The organism is Streptomyces sp. SPB074, assembly GCF_000154905.1.
GTDB lineage: Bacteria > Actinomycetota > Actinomycetes > Streptomycetales > Streptomycetaceae > Streptomyces.
In genome coordinates, this window is record NZ_GG770539.1 from 3,075,445 (window position 1) to 3,092,684 (window position 17,240).

The window sequence follows — 17,240 nt, forward strand, 5'->3', positions numbered from 1 at the left end:
GTCGCGACGGACCCCCACCGCACCTCACCGCTTGTCGGCCATTGCCGCCCTGCGTCCGCGGCGGCCGTGGCGTTCCCGTTCGTTCACGGGAGTGCCGCAAGGCTCCGGAGGCACACGGCGCGAGGATGGTCTCGGCGGGGTGGGTCCCTGTGGGACGCCGGCCCCGCAGGGACCTGCGTCCGTGACTTCCGGACCGCTCAGTCCCTCGTCGCCTTTCGGCCCGCTCAGTCCTTCTTCTCCGCCTTGTTCTGCGGCGGGGCACCCGCGGCGGCGTCGGCGGCGGCCGGGGTGGCGGAGTCGAGCGCGTCCCAGCCGTTCTTGGGCGCCTGGCCCACGCCGAGCTTCTGGAGCTTGGCGAGGGTCGCGGGGTCCTGGGCGTCGAGCCAGTCGGCGAGTTCGCGGAAGGAGACGCAGCGGACGCCCTTCTTGTGGCAGACCGTCTTGACGACGTTCTCCACGGCGCGCATGTAGGTGCCGCCGTTCCAGGACTCGAAGTGGTTGCCGATGATCACCGGAGCGCGGTTGCCCCGGTAGGAGCGGTCGAAGGACTGGAGCAGGCCCTCGCGCATCTGGTTGCCCCAATAGGCGCGCTTGGCGGGGTCGCCCTGCGTCGTCCCGGACTGGTTGACCAGAAAGTTGTAGTCCATCGAGATGGTCTCGTAGGTGTGGCCGGGCATCGGGACCATGTGCATCGAGAGGTCCCACATGCCCTGCTTCTTGGTGGGCCAGACCTGTTCGCGGACGCCGCTGCTGTCGTAGCGGAAGCCCATCGGCCCGGCGGCGGCCATGAAGTTCTTCTGGCCTTCGAGGCAGGGGGTGCGCCCGCCGATGAGCTCCTTGTCGTAGTCGAAGGGGAGCGGGTCGGTCTTGCCGGTGGAGGTGTTGGTCTTCCAGGTCTTCACGAACTGCTTGGCCTGGGTGATCTCGCTGCGCCAGTCCGCGACGGACCACTCGCCGACGCCGCCGCCCTTGCCGCAGAAGTGGCCGTTGAAGTGCGTGCCGATCTCGTGGCCGTCGAGCCAGGCCCCGCGGACCTGGTCGACGGTGTCGTGGATGCCCTTGAGGTCGTTGAAGCCGATGTCGGAGCGGCCCGGGGAGTGCATGGGCGGGTGGTACAGGTCCTTCTTCGCGCCGGGGAGCATGTAGACCCCGCTGAGGAAGAAGGTCATGGTCGCGTTGTTCTCCTTGGCGACCTTGCGGAAATGCGAGAAGAGCTTCTGGCCGTCCTCGCCCGCGCCGTCCCAGGAGAAGACGACGAACTGGGGCGGCTCCTCGCCGGCCTTGAGCTTCTGGGGCCGGAGCTGGTGCGGCTGGACTCCGGTGAAGGCGGTCGAGCCGTCGCCGATGAGGTGGACGGCGTTCTTCGGGGCGGGAGCGGGTTCGGCCTTTTCCTTCTTGGCCTGAGCCCGCGGGTGACCGGTGTCGTGCGGGGTGCCGCCGCAGCCCGTCAGGGCGACGGCGCAGGCGGCGACGGTGGCCAGCGCCGTCATTCTTCTGGTGGCAGCCATGACGGCCCACCTTCTTCCTTTGGATCGCTCACGTGGGTCGCACCGCGTCCCGCAGGCGGGAAGGGGTCCGGCCGAGGTCCGCGCCAAAGTCACACACGGAGCGATTCCGTCATGGACTGACAAGCCGTACAAAATGACTAATCACCCTTGAGGGTGAATCGATGGCCTGTTTGCCCCGATAGAGCCCAAGAATCCTTTACTCTCAATTACGATCCATTTACCGAGTGTTGGAACACTGCGCTCAGCGGCCCCCCGCAACCGGCGCGGCGCCTCCCCCACCCCCACCCCGCGCGCACGCCTCCCGGCTCCGGACTCCCTCCGGCGCGCCGCCGATCGCAGACTCGACGCTCCTCACGCACCCCGCACCCCGCACCCCACGCATCCCGCCGCTGTACGCCGTGACCCACGGCCGCGCCCTGACGCGACCGCGCAGCCCCGGAGGAGACGGGAACATGACCTCTCGCGTAAACCCACACACCTCGCACGGACCGCCGGAGCCCGACAAACCCGGCCCCGGCTTCGACGCAGCAGGCCCCGGAGAGACGGGCCCTGACACAACGAGCCCCGACACAGCGGGTGCTGGCAAAGCCGGTGCCCGCGAAACAGGAGGCACGGTCGGCCTCGACGGCACTGGTCCCCGCCACTCCGGCGGGCCCGACGCCGGTGCCCCCGCCTCCGGCCCAGCCTCGGCACCCAGCCCCACCCGTACGACCGAACCGCCGTCCCGTACGGCAGAAGCACCGGCCCCGGCCACCGGCCCCTCAACCGCTCCCGACGAAGCCCCGGCCGCACCCGGCGAACCCCCAACAGCTCCGGCCGAACCCCCGTCCCGTACGGCCGAGTCCCCCACTCAGTACGCTCCGCCCGACACCCCCCGTCCGGAACCCTCCCGTCCTCCCGGCGCCCGGCCGAACGCCCGTGCCCGGTTCCGGCTTCCCGAGGGCGTTGATCTCTCCGCGTCGATCTCCGTGTTCCTCATCGCCCTGCCGCTCTCGCTCGGTATCGCGCTGGCGACCGGAGCGCCGCTCCAGTCGGGGCTCGTCGCCGCCGCGGTGGGCGGGCTGATCGCGGGGCGGCTCGGCGGCTCGGTGCTCCAGGTGAGCGGTCCCGCAGCCGGGCTCACGGTCGTGACGGCCGACATCATCCAGCAGTACGGCTGGCGGGCGACCTGCGCGATCACCGCGTTCGCCGGGCTCTGTCAGCTCGGGCTCGGGATGTTGCGCGTGGCGCGTTCCGCGCTCGCGGTGAGCCCGGCGATCGTGCACGGGATGCTCGCGGGCATCGGCATCACGATCGCGGTCGCGCAGGCGCACATCGTGCTCGGCGGTACGCCGCAGAGCAGCGTGCTCGACAACCTGCGCGGGCTTCCGGCCCAGCTCGCGGAGACCCAGTGGGCGGCGCTCGCGATGAGCGCGGTGACGCTGGCCGTGCTCTATCTGTGGCCGAAGCTGCCGGGGCGGGCGACGCGGCTCGCGAAGCTGCTGCCCGCCACACTCGTCGCGGTCACCTCGGCGACGCTCTTCGCGGCGCTCGCCGGGCTCTCGCTGCCCCGCGTCGATCTGCCGTCGTGGAGCAACCACGCCCTGCCGACGCTGCCGGAGGGTTCGCTGGGCGGCATCGTCGCCGGGGTCGTGACGATCACACTCGTCACGAGCGTGCAGTCACTGCTCGGCGCGGTCGCCGTGGACAAGCTCGTCGCCGGGCGGCCCGCGCAGGCCGTCCGGGTACCGCGGTCGAACCTGGACAGGGAACTCCTCGGCCAGGGCGCCTCGAACATCGTCTCCGGCGCGCTCGGCGGCCTGCCCGTCGCCGGGGTGGCCGTCCGCAGCACCGCCAATATCAACGCCGGTGCCGTGAGCCGGGCGTCGACCATGCTGCACGGCGTGTGGGTCCTGGTCGCGGCACTGCTCGCGGTGCCCCTGCTCCAGTACATCCCTCTCGCGGTGCTCGCCGCGCTCGTCATGTCCGTGGGCATCCAGATGGTGAATCTGCACCACATCAGGACCGTGACACGGCACGGCGAGTTCCTCGTCTACGGAGTGACGACGTGCGGTGTCGTCTTCCTCGGGGTGCTGGAAGGTGTCGGTCTCGGCATCGCCGTCGCCGTCGGCCTCGCCCTCCACCGGCTCAGCCGCACCCGGATCGTCCATCACGAGCGGGCGGGCCACCACCTCGTACACGTACGCGGGCAGCTGACGTTCCTGGCCGTGCCGAGGCTCAGCCGGACGCTGCACCACGTACCGGCGAAGGCGACCGTGGTCGTGGAACTCGACGGCTCCTTCATGGACCACGCCGCCTTCGAGACGCTCCAGGACTGGAGCACCTCGCACACCGCGCAGGGCGGCGCGGTCAGCATGACGGGCCCGGCCGGCACCCGTATCACCGAACCGGCGGCGGGCGCGCACAGCCACTGCCGGCCTTGGACGCCTCGGCGCAACCACAGGCCCGCGGCGTACGCGACGACCGGCCCCGTCGCGGCTTCGACGCGGGCGGGCAGCGGGGCGCAGCGCCTCGCCCTGAAGATCAGCGCCTTCCAGCGCGACACTGCGCCCCATATGCGCGAGGAACTCGCCCGCCTCGCGCGGGAGGGGCAGCGGCCCTCGCAGCTCTTCCTGACCTGTGCGGACTCACGTCTCGTCACGAGCATGATCACGGCGAGCGGCCCGGGCGACCTGTTCACCGTCCGCAACGTCGGGAATCTCGTCCCGCCGCCCGACACGGACGACGGCGTCGCACGCGGCGCGGACGTCGCGAACGGCTCCGGAACCCTGACCGGGGACGACTCGGTGGCGGCCGCGATCGAGTACGCGGTCGATGTGCTATGCGTCGAGTCGATCACCGTGTGCGGGCACTCCGGGTGCGGCGCGATGCAGGCGCTGCTCGCCGAGGACGAGCGGCGGAGCCGGGCGACGGGCGACGAAGGGGGCAGGAGCGACGTGCCGTTGACACCGCTGTGGCGGTGGCTGCGGCACGGGGCGCCGAGCCTCGCACGCCTGCGTGGGGAGGCCGGCCTGCTGCCGGGATTCGCGCGACGCGCTCCTGCGGATGTCGCGGAGCAGCTCTGTCTCGTCAACATCGTGCAGCAGCTCGACCACTTGCGGGGGCACCCGGCAGTCGCCCGCAGGCTCGCCGAGGGCAGTCTCGCGCTGCACGGGATGTACTTCCACGTCGGTGAGGCCCAGGCCTATCTGCTGCGGGAGGACGAGACCGGGACCGTGCCGGTCTTCGAGGAGGTGAGCGCCGCCCAGGAACCGGAGCGGCCCGTGCCCGCCTGATCGGGGACCTGTGGCGGGGGCTCCGCCACGGACTGGACGGCTCATGCGCCACGGCGTGTCCGTCCGGGGCCGGGACTCCCGTCCGAGGAGTCCGTCCTCGTGCGTACGGTTGTTCTCTCGCCGTAGGTACGAGGACGGAGCCGCGCCCGCCGACGGGCCGCCTCTCCGCCGTCCCCGCCGTCCGGCGGGGACGTGCCGCCGGACGGCGGGGAGTGGGAGGCCGGGCGGATGGGCAGGAGCGGGAAAAGCGGGGCCGTCCGGGTGTCGCCGGGCTGGCCGGCTCGTTGAAGCTCGCGGTGCGTCCGCGCACCTCGCGGGCGTGGCGGATGAACCTCTCACCTGGGACGTACGTGTCAGGGGTAGCGGGTCCGCGCCGTCGGCGCGCGCCCTGGCGGGTCCGCTTTGCGGGGGTTGACCTCGTGTCTCCGCGAGCGTTGAATCCCTCTGGCAGGCAAAATTGGTCTACACCACGGGACGGTGGGTCAGTGAGCGAGCGTTCGTCAATCGCCAACATGCTCAAGGAAGAGCGCAAGTTCGCGCCGCCGGCGGAGCTGGCGGCGCACGCCAACGTGAAGGCGGACGCCTATGAGCGGGCGCGCGAGGACCGCCTCGGCTTCTGGGCCGAGCAGGCGCGCCGGCTGAGCTGGGACACCGAGCCCACCGAGACCCTGGACTGGTCGAATCCGCCGTTCGCCAAGTGGTTCGCGGACGGCAAGCTGAACGTCGCGTACAACTGCGTGGACCGGCACGTCGAGGCGGGCAACGGCGACCGGGTCGCGATCCACTTCGAGGGCGAGCCGGGCGACAGCCGCAGCATCACCTACGCCCAGCTCAAGGACGAGGTCTCGCGCGCGGCCAACGGCCTGATCGAGCTGGGCGTCGGCAAGGGCGACCGGGTCGCGGTCTACCTGCCGATGATCCCCGAGGCCGTCGTCGCGATGCTCGCCTGCGCGCGCATCGGCGCGATGCACTCCGTCGTCTTCGGCGGATTCTCGGCCGACGCGATCGCGGCGCGGATCGCCGACGCGGACGCGAAGGTCGTCATCACGGCCGACGGCGGCTACCGGCGTGGCAAGCCGAGCGCGCTCAAGCCCGCCGTGGACGCCGCCGTCTCCCGCTTCGACACGGTCGAGCACGTCGTCGTCGTGCGCCGTACGGGCGAGGAGACGGCGTGGACCGAGGGCCGCGACGTGTGGTGGCACGAGCTGACCGAGCGCCAGTCGGCCGAGCACACGCCCGAGGCCTTCGAGGCCGAGCAGCCGCTCTTCATCCTGTACACCTCGGGTACGACGGGTAAGCCGAAGGGCATCCTGCACACCTCGGGCGGCTACCTCACCCAGGCGAGCTTCACGCACCACGCCGTCTTCGACCTCAAGCCGGAGACGGACGTGTACTGGTGCACGGCCGACATCGGCTGGGTCACCGGCCACTCGTACATCGTCTACGGGCCGCTCTCCAACGGTGCGACCCAGGTGATGTACGAGGGCACGCCCGACACCCCGCACCAGGGACGCTTCTGGGAGATCATCCAGAAGTACGGGGTCTCGATCCTGTACGCGGCGCCGACGGCGATCCGCACGTTCATGAAGTGGGGCGACGACATCCCCGCGAAGTTCGACCTCTCCTCGCTGCGCGTGCTCGGTTCGGTCGGTGAGCCGATCAACCCCGAGGCGTGGATGTGGTACCGCAAGAACATCGGCCACGACAAGGCCCCCATCGTGGACACGTGGTGGCAGACCGAGACCGGTTCGATGATGATCTCGCCGCTGCCGGGCGTCACGGAGACGAAGCCGGGCTCCGCGCAGACGCCGCTGCCCGGCATCGCGGCGACCGTCGTGGACGACGAGGGCAACGAGGTCGGGAACGGGGGCGGCGGCTACCTCGTGCTCACCGAACCGTGGCCCTCGATGCTCCGCACCATCTGGGGCGACGACCAGCGCTTCATCGACACGTACTGGTCGCGCTTCGAGGGCAAGTACTTCGCGGGTGACGGGGCGAAGAAGGACGAGGACGGCGACATCTGGCTGCTGGGCCGGGTGGACGACGTCATGCTCGTCTCGGGGCACAACATCTCCACGACCGAGGTCGAGTCCGCGCTCGTCTCGCACCCGGCGGTCGCCGAGGCCGCGGTGGTCGGCGCGGCCGACCAGACCACGGGGCAGGCCATCGTCGCCTTCGTGATCCTGCGCGGCACCGCGACGGAGTCGGAGGACCTGGTCGCGGACCTGCGCAACCACGTGGGCGCGACGCTGGGGCCGATCGCCAAGCCGAAGCGGATCATGGCGGTCGCCGAGCTGCCGAAGACGCGGTCCGGGAAGATCATGCGCAGGCTGCTGCGGGACGTGGCGGAGAACCGTGAGCTGGGGGACGTCACGACGCTGACGGACTCCTCGGTCATGGACCTCATCCAGTCCAAGCTGCCGGCCTCCGGCGGGAGTGACGACTGACGGTCTACGTCGACGGGGTGGTGACTGCTGCCGCCGGCTGGGAGAGGAAGGGACGGGTCCCCCGGGACTCGTCCCTTCGTCGTGGGGGGGGCGGGTGTACGGGTGTGCTCCCGTGTACGCGTGTACACCGGGTGGGCGTGGGGGCTTCGGGTGCACGGGCGCGCACCAGGTGTACGGGTGTACGGGTGTACGGGTGTACACCGACCGTACGGCGCGAAACGGTATACGGGTGTACACCGAAAGGTGGGAGGTACGCGGCCAGGCGTCGTGTCGGCGCACAAGCGTGCTCGCGGCGGACGCGCGCATTCTCGGCGCACAGTCGTACTCCCAGCGCACACGCGTGAACTCAGCGCACAGCTGCACACCCCACGTACGACCCTGCGCCACGCCGCATCCCGCCCAGCCCCTTACAGCCACTCCCAGCCACTCCCAGCCACTCCCAGCCACTGCCAGCCCCCGACAGCACCTCCCAGCGGCATCCGCCGGTCAGGCCCCCACCCCTTCGCCGGTGAGTAAGGTGGCCCTGTACGCCCTGCGTACCGACAAACGAAGAGGGGTGCCGGGAAGTCTGGTCGGCGTGTGATCATCTGACGCCGAACGGCGCCCGTACGGGCGCCGCATCTGGAGACGCCTGTGCCCAGCAACCGCCCGAACGCTCCCGGACGCCGTTTCCTCGGCCGCCTCCCGCTGCCCGAGTACCGCTACGTGGCCGACGCCCTGCGCGCCGAGACCCTCGGCGGGGCGCTGCTCCTCGTGGCCGCCGCGCTCGCTCTCGTCTGGGCGAACACCCCGCTGTCGCACAGCTACGAAACCGTCCGCGATTTCCATCTCGGGCCTGCCGCGCTCGGCCTGCGTCTCTCCGTCCAGCACTGGGCGGCGGACGGGCTGCTCGCGGTGTTCTTCTTCGTCGCGGGCGCGGAACTCAAGCGTGAGCTGGTCGCCGGGGACCTGCGCGATCCGAAGGCGGCGCTTCTGCCCGTGGTCGCGGCGGCGTGCGGAATGATCGCGCCCGCGCTCGTCTATACGCTCGTCAACACGGTGGGCGGCGGCGACCTGGGCGGTTGGGCGGTACCGACCGCGACGGACATCGCCTTCGCGCTCGCGGTGCTCGCCGTCCTCGGCACCGCGCTGCCCTCGCCCCTGCGCGCGTTCCTTCTCACGCTCGCCGTCGTGGACGATCTCTTCGCGATCCTGATCATCGCGGTCTTCTTCACGAGTGACCTGGACTTCGCCGCGCTCGGCGGAGCGGTCGCCGGGCTCGTCTTCTTCTGGTTCCTGCTGCGGCGGCTGCGGGTGCGGGGCTGGTACGTGTACGTGCCGCTCGCGCTGGTGATCTGGGGGCTCATGTACAACAGCGGCGTGCACGCGACGATCGCGGGCGTCGCGATGGGCCTCATGCTGCGCTGCCACCGTGAGGAGGGGGAGGAGGAGTCGCCGGGGGAACGGGTCGAGCACCTCGTGCGGCCGTTCTCGGCCGGGGTCGCTGTCCCGGTCTTCGCGCTGTTCTCGGCCGGTGTCGCGGTGGGCGGGGACGCATTCGCCGATATCTTCACCCGGCCGGAGACGCTGGGGGTGGTTCTCGGGCTCGTCGTCGGCAAGGCGGTCGGCGTCTTCGGCGGCACGTGGCTGACGACGCGGCTGACCCGGGCGGAACTCGATCCGGCCCTCAGGTGGTCCGATCTCTTCGCGGTCTCCGTGCTCGCCGGGATCGGCTTCACGGTCTCGCTCCTCATCGGTGAACTCGCCTTCGACGGGGACGCGGAACTCACCGGTGAGGTCAAGGCCGCCGTGCTCGTCGGTTCCCTCGTCGCGGTCCTGCTCGCCGCGGCACTGCTGCGGCTGCGGAACCGGGCGTACGTGCGGCTCGCCGCCGAGGAGGAGCGCGACGAGGACCGCGACGGCGTGCCGGACGTCTACCAGCAGGAGGACCCGGCGCACCATCAACGCCTGGCCGACGCCTACGAGAACCGCGCCGCCGAGCACCGGGCGCGCGCCCGCGAGCGGGAACGCGGCGCGGAGGACGCGGAGGACAGGGACGCCTGACGCCTCGTACGGACACGGCGCGCCGCCCTCGTAAGACAGTGTCCCCCGCCCCGTACGACGCCGGACGGACCCGTCCGCCGCGAGAAGGACCCGCACGACTGCCCCGCGCACCCCGCACGGCTGCTGGACGTCCCGCCCCGACGCCGCACGGCCCCGTACGGCTGTCTGACGGACCGCTACGCCGTCGGGCGGAGCCGCGCGCGGCGTGGCGGATCCCTGCGGTCTCCGGCGGACCCGTAGGACCGGAGGGAAGTGCCCGTACGACCGGAGGAGGTACCCGTACGACCGATGGCGGAGCCCCTTCCGCACCCGACAGGAGTCAGGCGGGCGGGGCGGGGGAAGCGGCAAGGGCAAGGGTCCGGCATGATCTGAACCCTGACCGTGTTTCGGGCGGGTGCGCCGCCGCCCGGAGGAGACCGGGGGCCGCGAGTCCGGCCCCCGCGCAGACCGGCGAAAGAGAAGAGGGAGTACGCGATGAGCGCACCCGACAGCGCGAGCCACCGTCCCGGCGACCCGGAGAAGGCGGCGGCAGCGGCGGTGAGCGCGGACCGCAGCCTCGGCCAGCTCGTGGCCCACGCGACCTCCGAGCTGTCCGCGCTGGTGCACGACGAGATCGCGCTCGCCAAGCTCCAGATCATGAAGGACGTGAAGAAGGGCCTGGTCGGCAGCGCGGCGTTCATCGTCGCCCTCGTCCTGGCGCTCTTCTCCCTGCCGATGCTGAGCTTCGCGCTCGCCTACGGCATCCACGCCTGGAGCGGTTGGCACCTCTCCGTCTGCTTCCTGCTCTCCTTCGCCGCGAGCCTCCTCGTGGCCGGGTTCTTCGCCCTCATCGGGCTCGTCTTCTTCAAGAAGGCGCGGAAGGGCAAGGGCCCGCAGAAGGCCGCCGCCGCCGCGAAGGCCGACGCCTCGGTCCTCTCCAACGCCAAGCCGCACCCGCGTCCCGAGACGCCGGAGCTGGAGAAGTTCCCGCCGCTCGCGCGGCAGGACGCCGAGGGAGCGGACGGTGCCACAGCTGTGGCACGCTCCTCCTCATGACGGCTACCGACCCCCGTTCGGCGCAATCCGCCCCCGCGATCCGGATCGACGGTCCCTGGACCCACCGGGACGTGGCGGCGAACGGCGCGCGCTTCCACGTCGCGGAGGTGGGCGAGGGGCCGCTTGTCATGCTCGTGCACGGCTTCCCGCAGTTCTGGTGGACGTGGCGCGAGCAGCTGACGGCGCTGGCCGACGCCGGGTACCGGGCGGTCGCGATGGACCTGCGCGGGGTCGGCGGCAGCGACCGCACGCCGCGCGGCTACGACCCGGCGAACCTCGCGCTCGACATCACCGGGGTGATCCGCTCGCTCGGCGAGCCGGACGCGGCCCTCGTCGGCCACGACCTCGGCGGCTATCTCGCCTGGACGGCGGCGGTCATGCGGCCCAAGCTGGTCCGCCGCCTCGTCGTCTCCTCGATGCCGCACCCGCGCCGCTGGCGCGCGGCGATGCTCAGGGACCCCCGGCAGTCCGCGGCGGGTTCGTACGTGTGGGGCTTCCAGCGCCCCTGGGTCCCGGAGCGGCAGCTCGTCGCCGACGAGGGCGCGCTCGTCGGGGAGCTGCTGCGGGGCTGGTCGGGGCCGCGGCTCCCGGACGACGCGACGGTGGACGTGTATCGCAGGGCGATGTGCATCCCCTCGACGGCGCACTGCGCGGTGGAGCCCTACCGCTGGCTCGTGCGCTCGCTCGCGCGGCCGGACGGCGTGCAGTTCTACCGGCGGATGAGGCGGCCCGTACGGGTCCCGACGCTGCACCTGCACGGGGCGCTGGACCCGGTGCTGCGCACCCGCTCGGCGGCCGGTTCCGGCGAGTACGTGGAGGCCCCGTACCGCTGGCGGCTCTACGAGGGGCTCGGGCACTTCCCGCACGAGGAGGACCCGCTCGGCTTCAACCGCGAGCTGATCGACTGGCTGCGGGACCCGGAACCGGACCGCTGAGTCGGCGCCGCGCTCCGGGCGCGGGAGGCGCGAGGGTCCGGGCGCGCGGGAGGCGCGGCCGGGGAGCGAGGGCCGGGCGGGGACGCCGTCTTGAGCGCGCGGGCCGCCGACGCCGTCTTGAGCGCGGCCGGGCGGCCGGGTTCCCGCGCGTGACGGGGCTCCGTCCCTCCGGGCGGCTCGTCCGGGGGTGGGGTGCGGTCCGGAGTGTGCGCCCCCTGAGCCGTCGCGTGCTCCCCTTCCCTCCGCTCGTCGGGCCCCACCCGTATCGCTGAGCGACGCGCCCGCCTGACGATCGAACAGCTGTTGCCACACGCATAGGCCAATTAGGTGCCGAGGGCGCGATTACCGACCATGGGAGCAGGGCAGGGACGGGGTATGGGCTGGACGCACGACTACAGTGACGCAGCACGCGACCGCCGCTCAGTCTCCGCGCTGAGCAGCCACGAGGGGACGGGCCCGCTGGGTTCCGGCGCACCGCACCCCTCCCCGGACGGGGTCAACATCCCCCTCATCCTCCGCCGCCGGGCCCGCTGGGTCTCGGCCCGTCTCCGGCACCCGCGCGACTGAACCACCCCGGTGCCCGCACCAGGGCCCGGCAGGGAAGCACGGAGGCGCGGGGGCGCACACCCGCCACACCTCGCGCCCCGTACACACCGCACACCGCACGCGGGGCTGCCGCACGTCAGCCTCAGGACGGTCCTGCGGCAGTCGCGGGACGGCCGTCCCGCGCGTACGGCCGGCAGGGCGCGCCGCCACCGCGAGCGCGCGCGGCCGTCCCGCTTCCCGGACCCCACCCCACGTACGTACGAGAGCACCCGGCCCCGGCCCACGTGATCCGTGGCGACCGGGGCCCTCGCGCGAGTAGTGCGCTCCCTCGCGCGACCGCGCTCGGTACGCCTGCGCTCAGAGGGCGCAGCTCTGCGTGTCGACGCGTTGGGTGGCCGTGCGGCCCTGGGTGACGTCGTCGCGGACCTCGTCGGCGGTGAGGGCGTAGCCGGTGTCGGGGTCGTCGAGCGATTTGGCGAAGACGACTCCGTAGACGCGGCCGTCCGTCGTGAGGAGCGGGCCTCCCGAGTTGCCCTGGCGGACGGTGGCGAAGAGCGAGTAGACGTCGCGGCTCACCGTGCCCCGGTGGTAGATGTCGGGGCCGGTCGGGGTGATGCGGCTGCGGACGCGGGCGGGGCGGACGTCGTAGTCGCCGTTCTCGGGGAACCCGGCGACGATCGCGCCGTCGTTCGGCTCGGCGTCCGAGCCGGTGAAGCGCAGCGAGGGCGCGGGCAGTCCGGGGACGTCGAGGACGGCGATGTCGCGCTTCCAGTCGTAGAGGACGACCGTGCCGTCGTAGCGCTTGCCCTGGCCGCCGATCTGCACGGTGGGTTCGTTGACGCCGCCGACGACGTGCGCGTTCGTCATCACGCGGTCCTTGGCGATGACGAAACCGGAGCCCTCCAGGACCTTGCCACAGCCCGAGGCGGTGCCGACGACCTTGACGATCGACTGCTTCGCCGTCCGCGCGACCTGACTGTTGGCCAGGGCCGGGTCCGGCGGGTCGACCGGTTTGATCGGCTCGTTCGAGAAGGGGCTGAAGACCTGCGGGAAGCCGTTCTGCGCGAGGACGGAACGGAAGTCGGAGAACCAGTTGTCGGCCTCCTGGGGCATGGCCCGCGAGACGCCGAGGAGGACCTTGGAGGCGCGGACCTGCTTGCTGACCGTGGGGAGCGTCGTCTGCGCGAGGAGCGAGCCGAGGAGCCAGGCGACGAGGAGCATCGCGAGGACGTTGACGACGGCGCCGCCGGTCGCGTCGAGCGCGCGCGCCGGGCTCCACGTGATGTGGGTGCGCAGTTTGTTGCCGAGGTGGGTGGTGAACGCCTGGCCCGTGGAGGCGCAGACGATCACGATGATCACCCCGACCACGACGGCGGTCGTGCTCGCCTCGGAATTGTCCGTCAGCGCGTCCCAGAGCACGGGCAGCACCCACACGGCGAGGAGGCCCCCGCCGAGGAAGCCGATCACCGACAGGATGCCGACGACGAAACCCTGGCGGTAGCCGACGATCGCGAACCACACGGCGGCGGCGAGCAAGAAGAAGTCCAGCGCGTTCACCGGGACACCCTGTCATGCGTGCCGGTCGAGTGAGACCCTCTTCCCCCTGTCCCATGGTCGTTCCCAGCCCGCGAAGTACAGCAGCCGGTCGATGACCCCGGCGGTGAAACCCCAGACCAGAGCGTCGCGGACGAGGAAAGCGGGGCCCTCGTGGCCGCGCGGGTGGACCGCGACGGCGCGGTGCGCGGGGTCCGTGAGTTCGCTCACCGGAACGGTGAAGACGCGCGCGGTCTCGCCGGGATCGACGGCGCGCACGGGGCTGGGCGCGCGCCACCAGCCGAGCACGGGCGTCACGACGAAGCGGGTCAGCGGGATGTAGAGGCGGGGCAGCACGCCGAAGAGCTGGACGCCCGCCGGGTCGAGACCGGTCTCCTCCTCGGCCTCGCGCAGCGCGGCGCGCAGCGGCCCGGTGGTGAGCGGGTCGCCGTCGCCGGGGTCGAGGGAGCCGCCGGGGAAGGAGGGCTGACCGGCGTGGGCGCGCAGGGAGGAGGAACGCTCGGTGAGGAGCAGTTCGGGACCGTCCTCGCCCTCGCCGAGCAGGATGAGCACCGCCGACTGACGGCCCCCGCCGTCCGCCGGTGGCAGGAACGCGCTGAGCTGCTCGCCCCGCACCGTCCGCACGGCTTCGACGACCGGATCGAGCCAGCCGGGCAGCCCCTCGGTGGCCACGACGGGAGCCGGGCTCACGGGCGGGCCGTGGAGGGCGTCGGCGCGCGCGGTGTCGGCGGGGGGCGCGTACGTACCCGCCGGGCCGACGCGTGGGTGTCCGCCGGGGTGGGGGGCGCGCTCGGCGGAGTGGGGGCCGTGCTCGGCGAGGGGGATGTCGTCGGGCCCGCTCCTGTGCGTGGCCGCCGCGTCGGCGGGTGGGCGCTCCGGGCGGTCGGCACGCCCGTTCTCGTACGAGCCGTTGTCACGGCGGTACGCGCCGACCTCGCGCCCGGTCGCGGGCGTGGCGTTGTCGCGCCGGTACGTGCCGGCCTCGCGCGTGCGCGGGGCGGCGCTCGGGCCGGGGTTCGGCCTTTCGGCGCGGAACTCGCTCTCGGTGCTCAGGGTCGCTTCACCACCAGTTCTCCTCCCGGCGGGGCCGGTCGTCGTTTCGTCGTCGTTCTCACCCGCTCCAACGTCAGTGCGAAGCCGCTGTGTTCCGGGGACGGGAGAGACGCGGGTGCACAGGGAGCGCGGGGGCGCGTACGAAGGCCCTGTGGCGCCCCTGAAACTTCTCAGGGAGGCCCCCGAGTCGCGTCAGCCGCCCAGGGGCGGCGCGGGGGGTCCGGGGAAGTCGGCGGGGGGCTTGAGGCGCTGGCCCGGCATCCCGGCCTTCTCGTACTTGAGGAGCTTCGTCGCCTTCTCCGGGTCCGTCTCGCCCTCGCCGTACGAGGGGCAGAGCGGCGCGACGGGGCAGGCGCCGCAGGCGGGGCGGCGGGAGTGGCAGATGCGGCGGCCGTGGAAGATCACGCGGTGCGAGAGCATCGTCCACTCGCCCGGTTCGAAGATCTCGGCGACGTCGGACTCGACCTTCACCGGGTCCTCGGACGCCGTCCACTTCCAGCGGCGCGCGAGGCGCCCGAAGTGGGTGTCCACGGTGATGCCCGGGACACCGAAGGCGTTGCCGAGGACGACGAAGGCCGTCTTCCGGCCGACGCCGGGCAGTTTCACGAGCGCGTCCACGGTCGCCGGGACCTCGCCGCCGAAGTCGTCGCGGAGCGCCGCCGAGAGGCCGAGCAGCGAGCGGGCCTTGGCACGGAAGAAGCCGGTCGGCCGGATCAGCTCCTCCAGCTCCTCAGGGACCGCCGCCGCCATGTCCTCGGGGGCCGGGTACTTCGCGAAGAGCGCGGGGGTCGTCTGGTTCACCCGCAGGTCGGTGGTCTGCGCGGACAGGACGGTGGCGACGAGGAGCTGGAAGGGGTCCTCGAAGTCCAGCTCGGGGTGGGCGTAGGGGTAGGTCTCGGCGAGGACCTCGTTGATGGCGTGCGCGCGCTCGACCATGGCGGCGCGGGACTCCCGCTTGGCGAAGCCGGGGGGCTTGGGGGCGGGGGTATTCTTCGCGGCCTTCTTGGCGGGGGGTTTCTTGGCGGGGGCCTTCTTGGCGAGCGCCTTCGCGGCGGGCGCCTTCGCGGCGGGCGCCTTCGCGGCGGGCGTCGCCTTCTTGGCGGGCGTCGCCTTCTTGGCGGGCGTCGCCTTCTTCGTCGGCTTTTCCGCCGCCGTCTTCTCCGCCGCCGTCTTCTTCGTCGCCGTCTTCTTCGTCGTCACCCGGCTGACCTCCGTGCCCTCCGCCGGTGCCGCGCGCCTGCTCGCGGCGACCGCTCGTCCCGTACCGGCCCGACCGGCCTCGTACGCCTCTGACGGCCCTATCCGCGCCGCGTTCGCTCACAGCGGAACGTGCTGGTCGGGGCCGTATCGCAGGTGCCTCGACCGGGCCCGTACCGCCGGGCGTCGCGGACACCCGCTCAGCCTACGGCGGGGTACGGACATCCGCCGCCGACTACGGGGTACGCCACTCCCACGGCCCCCCTGGCGCACAGGACCGAGCATCTGTGCGGCACACTTGTGACTGATCACACTGTTTGGCACGTCCGGCACAATGGGAGACGACCGGTCCCCCTGAGCAGCCGACAAGGAGAGAACTCGTGGATGACGTTCTGCGGCGCGCACCGCTGTTCGCGGCGCTCGATGACGAACAGGCGGCGGAGCTCCGCGCCTCCATGAGTGAGGTGACGCTCGCGCGTGGGGAGTCCCTCTTCCACGAGGGCGAGCCGGGCGACCGCCTCTACGTCGTGACGGAGGGCAAGGTCAAGCTGCACCGCACCTCGCCCGACGGCCGCGAGAACATGCTCGCGGTGCTCGGCCCCGGCGAGCTGATCGGTGAACTCTCGCTCTTCGACCCGGGCCCGCGCACGGCGACCGCTTCCGCGCTCACCGAGGTCAAGCTGCTCGGGCTCGGTCACAACGACCTCCAGCCCTGGCTCAGCGGGCGCCCCGAGGTGGCCGCGGCGCTGCTGCGCGCGGTGGCGCGCCGGCTGCGCAAGACGAACGACCAGATGTCCGACCTGGTCTTCTCGGACGTGCCCGGCCGTGTCGCCCGCGCGCTCCTCGACCTCTCGCGCCGCTTCGGTGTGCAGTCCGAGGAGGGCATCCACGTCGTCCACGACCTGACGCAGGAGGAGCTGGCGCAGCTCGTCGGCGCCTCGCGCGAAACGGTGAACAAGGCGCTCGCCGACTTCGCCGGACGCGGCTGGCTGCGGCTGGAGGCGCGCGCGGTGATCCTGCTCGACGTGGAGCGACTGGCGAAGCGATCCCGCTGAGGCGGTGGCGGTTGAGGCGAGGGCGCTGAGGCGGAGGCCGCCGAGGTGCTGGGCTGAGGGCGCCGAGGTGCTGGGCCGCGGAGGCGCGGGGCTGGGGTCGGCGGCTCGTTGGGGCACGCGGTTGCCGCGCGGAGCGGTCCGGCGCGGGGCCCGACCGGTGCGCGTCTGATGCGGTACCGGCCTGACGCGATACGGGCCCGATCACGTATGTACGAGAGGCGGCAGTCCCCGGGTGGGGGCTGCCGCCTCTTGTGCGAGCGGGGGTCGGCTCGCGCATGGGGGCTCGGCTCCCGCGTGGGACTTGCCTCGCGCGGGGCCCGGGCTCGTCCACAGCGTTGGCGGAGGCTCGCCTACCGGGTGCGCTGAGCTTGGCTCCCGCTGCCGGGCGTATGTGGCGATGATCGGAGCAGTCGGTGCGATCTTCCGCCCTGTCACAGGGCGTTCTTCGGCGTTCGTACGACTTCGGCTGTGGACGACCCGGCCGAAGTCGCGACGGCACTCACTCGCACGAGTGAGGCGGCGTACGGGTTTCGCGGAGTTGTCCACAGATGCGGGGAAGTGGCGGGGACGGGGGCGCGGGGTGCGGAAGAAT

General features: G+C 72.3%; 10 protein-coding genes and 1 pseudogene. 7 read left to right on the forward strand and 4 right to left on the reverse strand.

The window, feature by feature from the left end:
* Positions 1-224: 224 nt before the first annotated feature.
* A complete protein-coding gene (locus SSBG_RS12635) occupies positions 225-1,508 on the reverse strand; it encodes a lipoprotein (RefSeq protein ID WP_037869626.1) in 1,284 nt (427 codons plus the stop codon).
* 863 nt (positions 1,509-2,371) lie between these two features.
* On the opposite strand from SSBG_RS12635, the pseudogene SSBG_RS12640 reads away from it, so the two are divergent.
* The 6 genes and pseudogenes from SSBG_RS12640 to SSBG_RS34585 form a co-directional block, all read left to right on the forward strand.
* A pseudogene (locus SSBG_RS12640) lies at positions 2,372-4,783 on the forward strand (bifunctional SulP family inorganic anion transporter/carbonic anhydrase); the annotation flags it as partial.
* 512 nt (positions 4,784-5,295) lie between these two features.
* Positions 5,296-7,230, forward strand: coding sequence for an acetate--CoA ligase (gene acs, locus SSBG_RS12645; protein WP_037869629.1), 1,935 nt, complete (start codon positions 5,296-5,298; stop codon positions 7,228-7,230).
* A gap of 633 nt (positions 7,231-7,863) precedes the next feature.
* On the forward strand, positions 7,864-9,273 hold the full coding sequence (gene nhaA, locus SSBG_RS12650) for a Na+/H+ antiporter NhaA (RefSeq protein WP_008746531.1): 1,410 nt from the start codon (positions 7,864-7,866) through the stop codon (positions 9,271-9,273).
* 474 nt (positions 9,274-9,747) lie between these two features.
* On the forward strand, positions 9,748-10,308 hold the full coding sequence (locus SSBG_RS12655) for a phage holin family protein (protein WP_008746532.1): 561 nt from the start codon (positions 9,748-9,750) through the stop codon (positions 10,306-10,308).
* The gene (locus SSBG_RS12660) at positions 10,305-11,243 is read left to right on the forward strand and encodes an alpha/beta fold hydrolase (RefSeq protein ID WP_008746533.1); all 939 of its coding nucleotides are present in this window, start codon (positions 10,305-10,307) and stop codon (positions 11,241-11,243) included. The genes SSBG_RS12655 and SSBG_RS12660 overlap by 4 nt, the downstream gene beginning before the upstream one ends.
* Before the next feature lie 375 nt (positions 11,244-11,618).
* Complete coding sequence (locus tag SSBG_RS34585) at positions 11,619-11,810, forward strand: hypothetical protein (protein ID WP_008746534.1); 192 nt, start codon at positions 11,619-11,621, stop codon at positions 11,808-11,810.
* 336 nt (positions 11,811-12,146) lie between these two features.
* On the opposite strand, the gene SSBG_RS12670 is transcribed toward SSBG_RS34585, so the two are convergent.
* The 3 genes from SSBG_RS12670 to nth form a co-directional block, all read right to left on the reverse strand.
* On the reverse strand, positions 12,147-13,346 hold the full coding sequence (locus SSBG_RS12670) for a MarP family serine protease (protein WP_008746535.1): 1,200 nt from the start codon (positions 13,344-13,346) through the stop codon (positions 12,147-12,149).
* A gap of 12 nt (positions 13,347-13,358) precedes the next feature.
* Positions 13,359-14,033: an NUDIX hydrolase gene (locus SSBG_RS12675; protein ID WP_008746536.1), complete on the reverse strand. Its 675-nt coding sequence runs from the start codon at positions 14,031-14,033 to the stop codon at positions 13,359-13,361.
* Between the two features lie 555 nt (positions 14,034-14,588).
* Positions 14,589-15,596, reverse strand: a complete 1,008-nt coding sequence (gene nth, locus SSBG_RS12680; protein WP_234010507.1) for an endonuclease III — start codon at positions 15,594-15,596, stop codon at positions 14,589-14,591.
* 377 nt (positions 15,597-15,973) lie between these two features.
* On the opposite strand from nth, the gene SSBG_RS12690 reads away from it, so the two are divergent.
* Positions 15,974-16,648, forward strand: coding sequence for a Crp/Fnr family transcriptional regulator (locus SSBG_RS12690; RefSeq protein WP_007823925.1), 675 nt, complete (start codon positions 15,974-15,976; stop codon positions 16,646-16,648).
* Positions 16,649-17,240: the final 592 nt, after the last annotated feature.

Excerpts from the sequence above, each read along its gene's own strand:
- SSBG_RS12635 (WP_037869626.1), bottom strand. The coding sequence starts at position 1,508 with ATGGCTGCCACCAGAAGAATGACGGCGCTGGCCACCGTCGCCGCCTGC.
- acs (WP_037869629.1), top strand. The coding sequence starts at position 5,296 with ATGCTCAAGGAAGAGCGCAAGTTCGCGCCGCCGGCGGAGCTGGCGGCG.
- SSBG_RS12655 (WP_008746532.1), top strand. The coding sequence starts at position 9,748 with ATGAGCGCACCCGACAGCGCGAGCCACCGTCCCGGCGACCCGGAGAAG.
- SSBG_RS12660 (WP_008746533.1), top strand. The coding sequence starts at position 10,305 with ATGACGGCTACCGACCCCCGTTCGGCGCAATCCGCCCCCGCGATCCGG.
- SSBG_RS34585 (WP_008746534.1), top strand. The coding sequence starts at position 11,619 with ATGGGCTGGACGCACGACTACAGTGACGCAGCACGCGACCGCCGCTCA.